Genomic DNA, 14,919 nt, shown 5'->3' on the forward strand with positions numbered 1-14,919 from the left:
AGCATGCTGCATTACGAGAAAAAAATCGATCAAAAGCAGTTGAATAGTCTAGCCCTCGCTTATATGGGAGATAGTGTATTTGAAATCTATGTACGCCACCATCTTATACAGAATGGAAGAGTAAAGCCTCATCATTTGCATAGAGAAGCTACAAAATATGTGTCAGCAAAAGCACAATCGAAAATTATTCACCAACTTCTAAACGATCAGTATTTGAGTGAAGAGGAAGAGGCGGTTGTGAGAAGAGGACGAAATGCAAAGTCTGGAACGGTTCCTAAAAATACAGACGTGCAAACGTACCGGTATAGTACAGCTTTTGAGGCATTAATTGGTTATTTATTTTTATCAGATGCTAAGGAGCGGCTTGAGGAAATTATTCTAGCCGCCCTCCAGTTAGTGGATGAACAGAAAGGTGGAGCTCTGAAATGAGCCAAGATTATATTATTGGAAAAAACCCAATTATTGAAGCATTAAAGTCAAATCGTGATATTAATAAAATTTTGATTGCGGAAGGTTCGCAAAAAGGACAGATGCAGCAAGTAATAGGACTAGCTAAGGAATCGAATGTCCTCATTCAATACGTACCTAAAAAGAAAATTGATCAAATGGTTGAAGGAAATCATCAAGGGGTAATTGCGCAGGTTGCTGCCTACGAATATGCAGAAATCGATGATTTGTTTATAGCTGCAGAAAAAAAAGGAGAAGCCCCGTTCTTCTTGCTTCTGGATGAGATTGAAGATCCCCATAACCTAGGGTCAATTATGAGAACAGCCGATGCAGTTGGAGCACATGGGGTTGTAATTCCGAAGAGAAGAGCAGTTGGGTTAACAGCTACCGTTGCAAAAGCCTCAACAGGCGCGATTGAACATATCCCGGTTGTAAGGGTAACGAATATGGCAAGGACAATTGACGAGCTGAAAGACCGTGGAGTTTGGATTGTAGGCACAGATGCGAAAGGAAAGCAGGATTATCGTCAAATAGATGGGACAATGCCGCTCGGGTTGGTTATTGGTAGTGAAGGGAAAGGTATGGGGCGTCTCATTCGAGATAAATGCGACTTTCTTATTCAAATGCCAATGACTGGGCATGTTACCTCATTGAATGCATCTGTTGCAGCGGCTCTGCTTATGTATGAGGTATATCGTAAACGCAATCCTCTAGAGGGATAGAAATGAATAATATCCTCATTGTAGATGGATATAACATCATAGGTGCTTGGCCAGACTTGCGGAACTTAAGGAATCAAGATCTATCAGCAGCGAGAGATCGTTTAATTGAAAAGATGGCCGAATATCAGGGGTATTCGGGGTATCGGATTATCATCGTTTTTGATGCACACTATGTGAAGGGTATTGAAAAAATCTCAAAAAAATATAAAGTAGAGGTCATTTTTACAAAAGAAAGCGAAACTGCCGACGAACGCATAGAAAAATTAGCCATACAATTAAGTAACCGTAAAACACAAATACATGTTGCAACCTCCGACTACACAGAACAATGGGCGATTTTTGGACAGGGAGCCTTGAGAATATCAGCAAGAGAGCTGCTTACAGAGGTTGAAGTGATCGAGAGAAAAATTGAGAAAAATGTAAAAATAATTCAAGAAAAACGACCTATATCAAAAATTCCATTAAGTGATGAAGTCGCAGAAATATTCGAAAAATGGCGCCGAGGGGATAAATGAGCGGTTGACGCTTGAAAAAAACCTACTGTATAATATTTCTATCCATGCTTGTACGGTCGGGGGGATCATTGTGAGTGCTGACTTTGAAGTAAACAAAAACGACTATTTACAGCTTGAAGATGAAGAGATTGTGGAATTGGTTCATAAAGGAGAGAGTGAGGCATTAGATTATTTGATACACAAGTATCGAAACTTTGTCCGCGCAAAAGCGAGATCTTATTTTCTAATTGGTGCTGATAAAGAAGATATTGTTCAAGAAGGCATGATTGGGTTATATAAGGCAATTCGTGATTTTAAAGAGGACAAGCTCTCATCCTTTAAAGCATTTGCGGAGCTTTGCATTACTAGACAAATTATTACAGCTATCAAAACAGCAACAAGGCAAAAGCATATCCCGCTTAATTCCTATGTATCTTTAGACAAGCCCATTTATGACGAAGAATCAGATCGGACATTAATGGATGTTATTTCTGGTGTAAAGGTTACTGATCCAGAAGAACTCATTATTAATCAAGAAGAGTTTGATCACATTGAAGTGAAGATGACTGAGCTTTTAAGTGATCTTGAACAAAAGGTGTTGGCCCTTTATTTAGATGGACAATCTTATCAAGAGATTTCTGAGGAACTAAACCGTCATGTCAAATCCATTGATAATGCATTACAACGAGTTAAGCGGAAGCTTGAAAGATACTTAGAGATTCGTGAATTTACGGTATAAGTCTCTTGCAGTCTCACTAGGCACTTATTGACATAAACTGGTCCACGTGTTAAAGTTTTAGGGATAAACAAGCATTCTAGAAGGTGCAGATAATGAGAAAAAAAGTGGTTCTAGCCTGTTCGAAATGTGGAACGCGGAATTATTCGACGATGACTAATAAGGATTCAGGTCGCTTAGAGCTTAAGAAGTTTTGTAACAATTGCAGCACTCATACAACTCATCAAGAAACAAAGTAATGATAATAGATATGTCTTCAAAGGTTGGAGGTTTACAAAATGCAACGTGTGTTTTCATTTTTCGGAGATGTTGGACGTGAAGTTAAGAAGGTAAGCTGGCCGAAAAGAAAAGAGCTAACAAGCTATACGATTACCGTTTTAGCGACTGTTATTTTCTTTGCTGTGTTTTTTGCGGTATTGGATTTAGGAATTTCTGAATTGATTCGTTTAATTCTTGAATAACACCTCTATTCTCATGGTATAATGGAGAATAAAGCAGGAAGAAATTGCAAAGCCCGGAGACGGGTTTTTTCATTTGGCTTAAAATGGACAAGACCACATGGAATGGCTTTTGGTAGATTGGAATATATAGTGCTGGGAGGGAAGGACACTACGTCCTCTTGAATGGAAAAGAATTGGTATGTTGTTCATACGTATTCGGGTTATGAAAACAAAGTAAAAGCAAACCTAGAGAAGCGTGTAGAATCAATGGGAATGCAAGATAAGATTTTCCGTGTTGTTGTACCGGAAGAAGAAGAAACAGATATTAAGAACGGCAAGAAGAAAGTTGTAAAAAGGAAGGTATTTCCTGGTTATGTAATTGTTGAGATTGTTATGACTGACGACTCTTGGTATGTGGTTCGAAATACTCCTGGAGTTACTGGATTTGTCGGTTCTGCTGGCCATGGATCAAAGCCTACGCCGCTTTTACCAGAAGAAGTTAGTCGCATTCTAAAACGCATGGGTGTAGACGAAAAGCGCATAGATATTGACTTTGAAATTGGTGAAACGGTTCAAGTTAATGAAGGACCATTCGCAAACTTTGAAGGTGCGATTGAAGAAATCGATAAAGACAAGCAAAAGCTGAAAGTACTTGTTAATATGTTTGGTCGTGAAACACCGGTAGAGCTTGATTTTACACAAGTTGAAAAATTATAATCGGAAAAACTTGAAATCATCTGTAAAAAATGATAATATTTCATAGGTCAGTATGTCTCGGACATGAGACATGACAAAATGATAAATGTTCTTTATTTTTATATAAAGACAACATATGAGTGGGAGGGAAAAATTCCCTATTACCACATCACGGACTTTAAGGAGGTGTGTCTCGTGGCTAAAAAAGTAATTAAAATGGTAAAATTACAAATCCCTGCAGGGAAAGCAAACCCAGCACCACCAGTTGGACCTGCTCTAGGTCAAGCCGGTGTTAACATCATGGGATTCTGTAAAGAGTTCAATGCTCGTACAGCTGATCAAGCTGGTTTAATCATTCCTGTTGAAATTACGGTTTTTGAAGACCGTTCATTTACATTTATTACGAAAACTCCACCTGCAGCAGTTCTACTTAAGAAAGCGGCTGGTATTGAGTCTGGTTCTGGTGAACCAAACCGTAATAAAGTAGCAACAGTTAAGCGTGACAAGGTACGCGAGATTGCTGAAACTAAAATGCCTGATCTAAACGCAGCAAGTGTAGAATCTGCTATGCGTATGGTTGAAGGTACTGCACGCAGCATGGGTATCGTTATCGAAGACTAATCCATGTAGCTAAATGTTTAGGTGACCAAGGGTTGCGACGCTGAATTAAGTTTCACTCGCAACCTTTATTCGTGGGAGGTTATTCCGCTAAAACCACAATCAAGGAGGAAATTATAATGGCTAAAAAAGGTAAGAAGTATCTTGAAGCTGCTAAGCTTGTAGATAATACGAAAGTATATGCAATTGAAGAAGCAATCGAACTTGCTAAAAAAACAAATTTTGCTAAATTTGATGCAACAGTTGAAGTAGCTTTCCGTCTTGGAGTAGATCCGAAGAAAGCTGACCAACAAATCCGTGGTGCTGTAGTACTTCCAAACGGAACTGGTAAAACTCAACGTGTATTAGTATTTGCAAAAGGCGAAAAAGCAAAAGAAGCTGAAGCTGCTGGAGCAGATTATGTTGGAGATTCTGAATTCATCACTAAAATCCAACAAGGTTGGTTTGACTTTGATGTAATCGTAGCAACTCCTGACATGATGGGTGAAGTTGGTAAGCTTGGTCGTGTATTAGGACCTAAAGGTTTAATGCCAAACCCTAAAACTGGAACAGTTACTTTCGATGTTGAAAAAGCTATTAACGAAATTAAAGCAGGTAAAGTTGAATACCGTGTTGATAAAGCTGGAAACATCCACGTACCAATCGGTAAAGCATCTTTCGAAAATGAGAAGTTAGTTGAAAACTTCCAAACAATTTTCGATACAATGATGAAAGTAAAACCTTCTGCTGCTAAAGGAACATACATGAAGAATGTTTCTGTTACAACAACTATGGGACCTGGCGTAAAAGTAGATCCTACATCTGTTGTTGCAAAATAAAAAAGTTAGTTGACATTCAAGAATAGATTTTATATAATCATTCTTGTTGTTAAAATAAAATAACATTTATGCCGTAGACAGTAGGTGCCTCAAGGCTTAATTTCCTACCGAGGTAATACGATAGATATATTAGTACGACTATTGTATACTACCTCCATGTTCTATTCAGATATGGAGGTATTTTTATGGCCGGTATGAATGTAGAATTTCTACAGGAGGTGTAAGGATGAGCAGCGCAATTGAATCAAAAAAGTTAATCGTAAACGAAATTGCTGATAAATTCAAAGCTAGTAAATCAACAGTAGTTGTTGACTACCGTGGTCTTACTGTTTCTGAAGTGACTGAGCTTCGTAAACAACTTCGTGAAGCTGGAATCGAGTTCAAGGTTTACAAAAACTCTCTAACTCGTCGTGCAGCAGAAGCTGCTGAGCTTGCAGGTTTAAATGAAGCATTAACTGGTCCAAACGCAATCGCGTTCAGTAATGAAGATGTAGTAGCACCAGCTAAAATTCTTAACGACTTCGCTAAGAAGCATGAAGCTCTTGAAATTAAAGCGGGTGTAATCGAAGGTAACATCGCATCAGTTGAAGAAGTGAAGGCTCTTGCAGAACTTCCATCACGCGAAGGCTTACTTTCTATGTTACTCAGCGTTCTTCAAGCACCTATCCGCAACCTTGCTCTTGCTACAAAAGCAGTTGCAGATCAAAAAGAAGAACAAGGCGCATAATCTAGAATTATCGTTTAACTAATAGAATTAAAACCAATTATAAGGAGGAAATTAATCATGACTAAAGAACAAATCATTGAAGCAGTTAAAAACATGACTGTTTTAGAACTTAATGACCTAGTAAAAGCAATCGAAGAAGAGTTTGGTGTAACTGCTGCTGCTCCTGTAGCTGTTATGGGTGGCGCTGTTGGTGGAGACGCTGCTGCTGAGAAAACTGAGTTTGACGTAGTACTTACTGATGCTGGTGCTTCTAAAATCAAAGTTATCAAAGTTGTACGTGAAATCACAGGTCTTGGACTTAAAGAAGCAAAAGAACTTGTTGACAACACTCCAAAGGCAGTTAAAGAAGGAATTGCTAAAGAAGAAGCTGAAGAAATCAAAGCTAAACTTGAAGAAGTTGGAGCTAACGTTGAAGTTAAGTAATAAAGATATAAAAAAGCTCGCTGCATAAGCGGGCTTTTTTTGTCTGCTTGTTCATCTGCTTGATCCGATTTTGCTATTACGTATGTAAATTCGTATAATCGGGTTAGACTAAAACAAGATGACTAGTTTTATGGAGGTGATCGGATGACAGGGCACTATTACTCAAAGACGCCGGATGTTCAAAGTGATCCAAAACACTGGGATTATACACTAAAAGGGTCCGTATTCCGTTTTAAAACCGACAACGGTGTATTTTCAAAAGGTGATGTAGATTTTGGCTCTAGGCTACTAATTGAAACTTTTGATAAGTCAGAGGAAATTGGTGATGGAACTATCGTAGATGTTGGCTGCGGTTATGGTCCAATTGGTCTCGCAATGGCAAAGTATCTCCCTGATAGAACGGTTCATATGGTTGATGTGAATGAGCGTGCAATAGCGCTTGCCAAAGAGAATGCAGAACGGAATCAAATTACGAACGTGCAGATTTACGAGAGTGATGGGTTGGAGAATGTGAAGGCAGAGCAAGTAGCATATATTCTGACAAATCCACCAATTAGAGCTGGAAAAGATGTTGTTCATAAAATCTACGAACAAAGCTACCATCTTTTAATAGACGGGGGAGAGCTTTGGGTAGTAATTCAAAAGAAACAGGGAGCACCATCTTCTATTGATAAATTAACTACCCTATTTAGTGAAGTGGAAACCGTCGATAAAAAGAAGGGTTATTTTATTATTAGAGCTAAAAAATGATTGACTTTTACAAAACGCTATAGTAACATTGTAAAATGCCAACATAATATATTCTAGTTATTACTAAATTACAGTTATGCTGTATATATATGGTTAATAGCGGGAATACTAACAAAATAATAGTACGAATGTGAAAATGTGGTTTTTTAAGATGAAAACCCTTTTTCTTTTTGTCTTATGAATGAGCTGCTTGTACAGAGTTTTTCCATAAGACGCAAAATACATGCAATTATAACGCTTGATTTGAGGGGTGAATCAGTTGACAGGTCAACTAGTTCAGTATGGACGACACCGCCAACGAAGAAGTTACGCACGAATCAGTGAAGTTTTAGAATTACCAAATCTAATCGAGATCCAAACCTCTTCATATCAGTGGTTTCTTGATGAGGGTTTACGAGAAATGTTCCAAGATATTTCTCCGATTGAAGACTTTACTGGTAATTTGTCGCTTGAATTTATTGATTACAGCCTAGGTGATCCAAAGTATCCTGTAGAGGAATCGAAAGAACGAGATGTTACATACTCTGCACCATTACGTGTGAAAGTACGTCTTGTCAACAAAGAAACAGGCGAAGTAAAAGACCAGGAAGTCTTTATGGGTGACTTCCCGCTTATGACTGAAACGGGCACGTTTGTAATTAACGGTGCCGAGCGTGTTATCGTTTCCCAGTTAGTGCGTTCTCCGAGCGTATACTACAGCGGAAAAGTTGATAAGAATGGGAAAAAAGGATACACAGCTACTGTAATTCCGAACCGCGGTGCTTGGCTAGAATATGAAACAGATGCTAAAGATGTTGTGTATGTGAGAATAGATCGTACGAGGAAGCTACCCGTTACGGTTCTTTTGCGTGCTCTTGGGTTCGGCTCTGATCAAGAAATCATCGATTTGGTTGGGGATAATGAGTATATTCGTAATACTCTTGAAAAAGACAACACTGAAGGTACAGAGAAAGCTCTATTAGAAATATATGAGCGTCTTCGTCCAGGCGAACCACCAACAGTAGAAAATGCAAAGAGTCTACTTTACTCTAGATTCTTTGATCCAAAACGATATGACCTTGCTAATGTAGGTCGTTATAAAATCAACAAAAAGCTTCATATTAAAAATCGCCTTTTTGGACAGCGTCTAGCTGAAACGCTAGTAGATCCAGAAACAGGTGAGATTATCGCAGAAAAAGGCACGACACTAGATCGTCGCACATTAGATCGCATCCTTCCTAATATTGAAAAGGATATCGGGTTTAAATCCGTTTCTCCAGTTGGAGGAGTTGTAGAAGAAGAGGTTGTCGTCCAATCTATTAAAATCTATGCTCCAAATGAAGATGAGAAAGTGATCAATGTTATTGGGAATGCGTATGTAGATGAATCTGTGAAGAATATTTCGACTGCAGATATCCTTGCTTCTATCAGCTATTTCTTCAATTTATTACATGAAGTTGGAGACACAGATGATATTGATCATTTAGGAAATCGTCGTTTACGTTCTGTTGGAGAGCTTCTTCAAAACCAATTCCGTATTGGTTTATCAAGAATGGAGCGTGTTGTTCGTGAAAGAATGTCTATTCAAGATACGAACACCATTACTCCTCAGCAACTAATTAATATTCGTCCGGTTATCGCTTCTATTAAAGAGTTCTTTGGTAGCTCTCAGTTATCACAGTTCATGGATCAAACGAATCCATTAGCTGAATTAACACATAAACGCCGTTTATCTGCATTAGGGCCGGGTGGTTTAACTCGTGAACGTGCAGGGTTTGAAGTACGTGACGTTCACTACTCTCACTATGGTCGTATGTGTCCAATTGAGACTCCAGAGGGTCCGAACATTGGACTAATCAACTCCTTATCCAGCTATGCAAAAGTAAATCGTTTTGGTTTCATTGAAACACCTTACCGTCGTGTTGATCCTGAAACAGGAAAAGTGACTTCAAGAATTGATTACTTAACAGCTGATGAAGAAGATAATTATGTTGTTGCCCAAGCGAACGCTCGCTTAGGTGATGATGGGTCCTTCTTAGATGAAGAAGTAGTAGCTCGTTTCCGCGGAGAGAACACAGTTGTCAAACGCGAGCGTGTAGACTATATGGACGTATCACCTAAACAAGTAGTTTCTGCTGCAACCGCATGTATACCTTTCTTAGAAAATGATGACTCGAACCGTGCTCTAATGGGTGCGAACATGCAACGACAAGCTGTTCCGTTAATGCAACCAGAATCTCCAAGAGTTGGAACAGGGATGGAGTATGTATCAGCAAAAGACTCAGGTGCTGCAGTAATCTGTAAGCACGAAGGAATTGTTGAACATGTTGAAGCGCGTGAAGTTTGGGTTCGCCGTATCGTAGAAGTAGATGGTCAAGAAGTAAAAGGTGACCTTGATAAATATCGAATGTTAAAATTTATTCGCTCAAACCAAGGAACTTGCTATAATCAGCGTCCGATCGTTGCGGTTGGAAACCGTGTTACTAAAGGAGAAATCCTTGCAGACGGTCCTTCTATGGAACTTGGTGAATTAGCACTTGGTAGAAACGTACTTGTAGCCTTCATGACATGGGATGGATATAACTACGAGGATGCCATCATTATGAGCGAAAGACTTGTTAAAGATGACGTATACACATCTATTCATATTGAAGAATATGAATCAGAATCTCGTGATACGAAATTAGGACCTGAGGAAATTACACGTGATATTCCAAACGTTGGGGAAGATGCCCTTCGTAACCTGGATGAGCGTGGGATTATCCGCGTTGGTGCTGAAGTGAAAGATGGAGATCTTCTAGTTGGGAAAGTTACACCTAAAGGAGTAACTGAATTAACAGCTGAAGAGCGTCTATTACATGCAATCTTCGGGGAAAAAGCTCGTGAAGTTCGTGATACATCATTAAGAGTGCCACATGGTGGCGGGGGAATCGTTTTAGATGTTAAAGTCTTTAACCGCGAAGACGGGGACGAATTACCTCCAGGTGTAAACCAACTTGTTCGTGTTTATATCGTTCAGAAACGTAAAATCTCTGAAGGAGATAAAATGGCAGGACGTCACGGAAACAAAGGGGTTATCTCTCGTATTCTTCCAGAAGAAGATATGCCATATTTACCTGATGGAACTCCTGTTGACATCATGTTAAACCCACTAGGGGTACCTTCTCGTATGAATATCGGACAGGTGCTTGAGCTTCATTTAGGAATGGCAGCGAGAGCGCTAAACATTCATGTAGCATCTCCTGTATTCGATGGTGCTCGCGAGGAAGATGTTTGGTCAACAATTGAAGAAGCAGGTATGGCAAGAGATGCGAAGACGGTTCTATATGATGGCCGCACAGGTGATCCATTTGATAACCGTGTATCTGTTGGTGTCATGTATATGATTAAGCTTGCTCACATGGTTGATGATAAGCTTCACGCACGTTCTACTGGACCATACTCTCTTGTTACACAGCAACCATTGGGTGGTAAAGCTCAATTCGGTGGACAGCGTTTTGGAGAGATGGAGGTTTGGGCACTAGAAGCATACGGTGCTGCTTACACGCTTCAAGAGATTTTAACTGTTAAGTCCGATGACGTAGTAGGACGTGTTAAAACGTATGAAGCTATCGTAAAAGGTGAAAATGTACCAGAGCCTGGTGTACCTGAATCATTCAAAGTATTAATTAAAGAGCTTCAAAGCTTAGGTATGGACGTTAAGATTCTTTCAAGTGACGAAAAGGAAATTGAAATGCGTGACTTAGAGGATGAAGAAGACGCACAACAAGCAGAATCTCTAACTGTATCTCCTGAACCAGAAAATGTAGATACAGAAAAGGTTGGAACGAAAGAATAACGTTTGGAAAAATGTTTTACTTCATAAAGCTTTATGATCCACTCTAACTAAAATTGGAGTGGATCACACTTAAATAGGCTCTTTTAATAGAGCTCATAGCTTATTGTTAGCAATAAGGGTAAAACCCGAGATCAAAAGGGAGGTAGGCCCCTTGCTGGATGTAAATAATTTTGAGTATATGAAAATTGGACTTTCTTCGCCCGATAAAATTCGTTCTTGGTCTTTTGGCGAGGTTAAAAAACCTGAAACGATTAACTATCGTACACTAAAGCCTGAAAAAGACGGCTTATTCTGTGAACGTATCTTTGGACCAACGAAAGACTGGGAATGTCATTGTGGAAAGTATAAGCGTGTTCGTTATAAAGGTGTAGTTTGTGATCGATGTGGAGTTGAAGTGACTCGTGCAAAAGTTCGTCGTGAACGCATGGGTCATATCGAGCTAGCTGCCCCTGTATCCCATATCTGGTATTTCAAGGGTATCCCTAGTCGAATGGGCCTTGTGTTAGATATGTCTCCACGTGCTCTTGAAGAAGTTATCTATTTTGCTTCCTACGTTGTAACGGAACCAGGTGATACAGCTTTAGAGAAAAAGCAACTTCTTTCTGAAAAAGAGTACCGTGCATATCGTGATAAGTATGGGAATAAATTCCAAGCTTCAATGGGTGCGGAATCGATTAAAAAACTACTTTCTGATATCGACCTAGAGAAAGAAGTAGATATTTTAAAAGAAGAGCTAAGGACCGCTCAAGGGCAACGTCGTACACGTGCCATTAAGCGATTAGAAGTACTTGAAGCGTTCCGTAACTCAGGAAACGAGCCATCTTGGATGATTTTAGATGTGCTTCCGGTTATTCCGCCAGAATTACGTCCAATGGTTCAGCTGGATGGTGGGCGTTTTGCTACGTCCGATCTAAATGATTTGTATCGTCGTGTAATTAACCGAAACAACCGTTTAAAGCGTTTATTAGATCTTGGTGCACCAAGCATTATCGTACAAAACGAAAAGCGTATGCTTCAAGAAGCTGTTGATGCCCTGATTGATAATGGTCGTCGTGGTCGTCCTGTTACAGGACCTGGTAATCGCCCATTAAAATCGCTTTCTCATATGTTAAAAGGGAAGCAAGGTCGTTTCCGTCAAAACCTACTTGGAAAGCGTGTTGACTATTCCGGTCGTTCCGTAATCGTAGTAGGACCAAATTTAAAAATGTATCAATGTGGACTACCGAAAGAAATGGCTTTAGAACTATTTAAGCCATTCGTGATGAAAGAGCTAGTTGAAAAAGGATTGGCTCATAACATCAAGTCTGCAAAACGCAAGATTGAAAAAGTTCACCCAGAGGTTTGGGATGTACTAGAAGATGTTATTAAAGAACATCCAGTTCTTCTTAACCGCGCACCGACTCTACACAGATTAGGAATTCAGGCATTTGAACCTACTCTTGTTGAAGGCCGTGCAATCCGTCTTCATCCACTTGTATGTACTGCATACAATGCGGACTTTGATGGTGACCAAATGGCTGTGCACGTTCCGTTATCAGCAGAGGCTCAAGCTGAGGCACGTTTGCTTATGCTTGCTGCTCAAAATATCTTGAATCCTAAAGATGGTAAGCCAGTTGTTACTCCATCCCAGGATATGGTATTGGGTAATTACTACCTAACATTAGAGAGAGAAAACGCTGTCGGAGAAGGCATGATCTTCAAAGATACAAATGAAGCTCTAATCGCTTACCAAAATGGCTATGTACATTTACACACTCGTGTGGCTGTATACGCAGGTTCTTTAAATAACCAAACGTTTACTGAAGAACAAAAAGGGATGCTTTTACTAACAACTGTTGGAAAGCTTATCTTTAATGAAATTCTTCCTGCAACGTTCCCATATATTAATGAACCAACAAAACAAAACCTTGAAGAAAAAACACCTGAAAACTATTTTGTTGATAAAGCAACGGATGTCAAAGAAGTTATCCAAGGAATGCCTCTTGTTGATCCGTTCAAAAAGAAAATTCTTGGAAACATCATTGCGGAAGTATTTAAACGCTTCAAGATTACAGAAACGTCTAAAATGCTTGACCGTATGAAGGACTTAGGATTCCGTTATTCAACAAAAGCTGGTATTACAGTTGGTGTAGCCGACATCGTCGTACTAGGTGAAAAACAAGAAATCATTAGTGAAGCACAAACAAAAGTTGATAATGTCCTAAAGCAGTTCAGACGTGGACTAATCACAGAAGATGAGCGTTACGATCGAGTAATTTCTATTTGGAGTGCTGCGAAGGATACAATCCAAGCTAAACTGATGAAGTCTCTTGATAAAACAAACCCAATCTTCATGATGAGTGACTCTGGTGCCCGTGGTAACGCATCTAACTTTACACAGTTAGCTGGTATGCGTGGTCTAATGGCCAACCCGGCTGGACGTATTATCGAATTACCAATCAAATCAAGTTTCCGTGAAGGATTAACGGTATTAGAATACTTTATCTCTACTCACGGTGCGCGTAAAGGTCTTGCTGATACAGCACTTAAGACAGCTGACTCGGGTTACCTAACTCGCCGTCTTGTTGACGTAGCACAGGATGTAATTGTTCGCGAAGATGACTGTGGAACCGATCGTGGGATTCTAGTTAAAGCCCTTCGTGACGGTACAGAAATCATCGAGCCACTTGATGAGCGTTTAATTGGTCGTTATGCAAGAAAACCGATTAGACATCCTGAAACAAATGAAGTAATTGTTCCTGAAAATGGCTTAATTACAGAGGATCTTGCAGTAGAAATCGTAAATGAGAATATCGAAGAAGTATGGATTCGTTCTGCATTTACTTGTAACACTCGCCACGGAGTATGTAAAAAATGTTACGGCCGCAACCTTGCGACAGGTCAAGAGGTTGAAGTTGGAGAAGCAGTAGGTATTATTGCTGCTCAATCCATCGGAGAGCCTGGAACACAGTTAACGATGCGTACTTTCCATACAGGCGGGGTAGCAGGAGACGATATCACGCAAGGTTTACCTCGTATCCAGGAGATTTTCGAAGCGCGTAACCCGAAAGGTCAAGCTGTTATTTCTGAAATTGAAGGTGTCGTAGTAGGAATTAACGAAGGCCGCGATCGTCAACATGAGATCGTAGTACAAGGGGATGTGGAGTCTCGCACATACACAGCTCCATACACGGCTCGATTAAAAGTAGCTGTTAATGATCATGTAGAACGTGGTCAAGAATTAACAGAGGGATCAATTGACCCGAAAGAGTTAATTAAAGTGAAAGACGTTACAGCTGTTCAAGAGTACTTACTTCGTGAAGTACAGAAGGTTTATCGTATGCAAGGGGTTGAAATCGGTGATAAGCACGTAGAGGTTATGGTACGCCAAATGCTTCGTAAAGTACGTGTTATCGACGCTGGTGAAACAGAAGTATTGCCAGGATCTCTACTCGATATCCACCAATTCACAGATGCTAACGCAAAAGCCCTACGTACGGGGAGACTTCCTGCTACTGGAAGACCTGTATTGCTTGGGATTACTAAAGCATCTCTTGAAACAGATTCATTCCTATCTGCTGCATCTTTCCAAGAAACGACAAGAGTTCTTACAGACGCAGCAATTAAAGGAAAACGTGATGAACTTCTCGGCTTAAAAGAGAATGTTATTATCGGTAAGCTAGTTCCGGCTGGAACAGGTATGCAACGTTACCGTAAAGCAGAACCTTTTACCCACGATGAAGTAGAAGATACTGTATCTGTAGAATAGAAAATAAAGAAGATACGGTACGTTAGATGAAAGTCTATGTACCGTATCTTCATTTTTGAAGAATAAAAGCACTCAGGTAAAAAAATCACAACTCAGTGTTGACAACATCTGTACATGATGATAATATAGCAAAGGTGCTCCTATTTATTGATACTTTGGAGGATAGAAAATGTCTTATGAAAAAGTATTGAAGGCTAACAGCTTTATAGTAGGAACAAAGCAAACAGTGAAAGCTCTAAAGACAGGAACGGTCAAGGAAGTATTGATTGCATCTGATGCTGATCCAAAAGTGACAGCAAAGGTGATTCAAACCGCAAATGAAGTTCATGTACCAATTATCTACGTCGACTCTATGAAAAAACTAGGGAAGGCTTGTGGAATAGAAGTTGGAGCTGCAACTGTAGCTATAAACTCTTAAAAACTGTTTTTGTAAGATAGATATCTACAAAGACTTTGTTTTTTGCTTTAAAATGAACCACCTGG

General features: G+C 39.7%; 15 protein-coding genes and 1 other annotated feature. All 15 genes read left to right on the top strand.

Annotation, left to right across the window (positions count from 1 at the left end; translation table 11 throughout):
* Nucleotides 1-3 precede the first annotated feature (3 nt).
* The 15 genes from LS684_RS00620 to LS684_RS00690 all read left to right on the top strand — a co-directional run bounded on the left by LS684_RS00620 (nt 4) and on the right by LS684_RS00690 (nt 14,854).
* Nucleotides 4-429, top strand: coding sequence for a Mini-ribonuclease 3 (locus tag LS684_RS00620; RefSeq protein ID WP_233809039.1), 426 nt, complete (start codon nt 4-6; stop codon nt 427-429).
* A complete protein-coding gene (rlmB, locus tag LS684_RS00625) occupies nt 426-1,169 on the top strand; it encodes a 23S rRNA (guanosine(2251)-2'-O)-methyltransferase RlmB (RefSeq protein ID WP_233809041.1) in 744 nt (247 codons plus the stop codon). The genes LS684_RS00620 and rlmB overlap by 4 nt, the downstream gene beginning before the upstream one ends.
* Before the next feature lie 2 nt (nt 1,170-1,171).
* Nucleotides 1,172-1,684 carry an NYN domain-containing protein gene (locus LS684_RS00630; RefSeq protein WP_233809043.1) on the top strand — a complete coding sequence of 171 codons (513 nt, stop codon included), beginning with the start codon at nt 1,172-1,174 and terminating at the stop codon, nt 1,682-1,684.
* Nucleotides 1,685-1,688: 4 nt separating this feature from the next.
* Complete coding sequence (sigH, locus tag LS684_RS00635) at nt 1,689-2,402, top strand: RNA polymerase sporulation sigma factor SigH (RefSeq protein WP_233809045.1); 714 nt, start codon at nt 1,689-1,691, stop codon at nt 2,400-2,402.
* A gap of 92 nt (nt 2,403-2,494) precedes the next feature.
* Nucleotides 2,495-2,638, top strand: a complete 144-nt coding sequence (gene rpmG / locus LS684_RS00640; RefSeq protein WP_233809047.1) for a 50S ribosomal protein L33 — start codon at nt 2,495-2,497, stop codon at nt 2,636-2,638.
* A gap of 39 nt (nt 2,639-2,677) precedes the next feature.
* Nucleotides 2,678-2,860 (top strand): preprotein translocase subunit SecE, encoded by a 183-nt coding sequence (secE, locus tag LS684_RS00645; protein ID WP_233809049.1) that lies wholly within the window; start codon nt 2,678-2,680, stop codon nt 2,858-2,860.
* 162 nt (nt 2,861-3,022) lie between these two features.
* Nucleotides 3,023-3,556 carry a transcription termination/antitermination protein NusG gene (gene nusG / locus LS684_RS00650; RefSeq protein ID WP_233809051.1) on the top strand — a complete coding sequence of 178 codons (534 nt, stop codon included), beginning with the start codon at nt 3,023-3,025 and terminating at the stop codon, nt 3,554-3,556.
* Nucleotides 3,557-3,730: 174 nt separating this feature from the next.
* Nucleotides 3,731-4,156 carry a 50S ribosomal protein L11 gene (rplK, locus tag LS684_RS00655; RefSeq protein ID WP_233809053.1) on the top strand — a complete coding sequence of 142 codons (426 nt, stop codon included), beginning with the start codon at nt 3,731-3,733 and terminating at the stop codon, nt 4,154-4,156.
* Nucleotides 4,157-4,227: 71 nt separating this feature from the next.
* Nucleotides 4,228-4,971 (top strand): 50S ribosomal protein L1, encoded by a 744-nt coding sequence (rplA, locus tag LS684_RS00660; protein ID WP_284701573.1) that lies wholly within the window; start codon nt 4,228-4,230, stop codon nt 4,969-4,971.
* A gap of 53 nt (nt 4,972-5,024) precedes the next feature.
* Nucleotides 5,025-5,164: a sequence feature (ribosomal protein L10 leader region), on the top strand.
* A 33-nt stretch (nt 5,165-5,197) separates the two neighbouring features.
* Nucleotides 5,198-5,698 (top strand): 50S ribosomal protein L10, encoded by a 501-nt coding sequence (rplJ, locus tag LS684_RS00665; protein ID WP_233809057.1) that lies wholly within the window; start codon nt 5,198-5,200, stop codon nt 5,696-5,698.
* 57 nt (nt 5,699-5,755) lie between these two features.
* Nucleotides 5,756-6,121, top strand: coding sequence for a 50S ribosomal protein L7/L12 (rplL, locus tag LS684_RS00670; RefSeq protein ID WP_233809059.1), 366 nt, complete (start codon nt 5,756-5,758; stop codon nt 6,119-6,121).
* Between the two features lie 144 nt (nt 6,122-6,265).
* Entirely contained in the window at nt 6,266-6,871 is a 606-nt protein-coding gene (locus tag LS684_RS00675) for a class I SAM-dependent methyltransferase (protein WP_233809061.1), read from the top strand.
* Between the two features lie 259 nt (nt 6,872-7,130).
* On the top strand, nt 7,131-10,688 hold the full coding sequence (rpoB, locus tag LS684_RS00680) for a DNA-directed RNA polymerase subunit beta (protein ID WP_233809063.1): 3,558 nt from the start codon (nt 7,131-7,133) through the stop codon (nt 10,686-10,688).
* 151 nt (nt 10,689-10,839) lie between these two features.
* Nucleotides 10,840-14,436 (top strand): DNA-directed RNA polymerase subunit beta', encoded by a 3,597-nt coding sequence (rpoC, locus tag LS684_RS00685; RefSeq protein WP_233809065.1) that lies wholly within the window; start codon nt 10,840-10,842, stop codon nt 14,434-14,436.
* Between the two features lie 169 nt (nt 14,437-14,605).
* Nucleotides 14,606-14,854, top strand: a complete 249-nt coding sequence (locus tag LS684_RS00690) for a 50S ribosomal protein L7ae-like protein (RefSeq protein ID WP_233809067.1) — start codon at nt 14,606-14,608, stop codon at nt 14,852-14,854.
* Nucleotides 14,855-14,919 lie beyond the last annotated feature (65 nt).

Source organism: Cytobacillus spongiae (assembly GCF_021390075.1).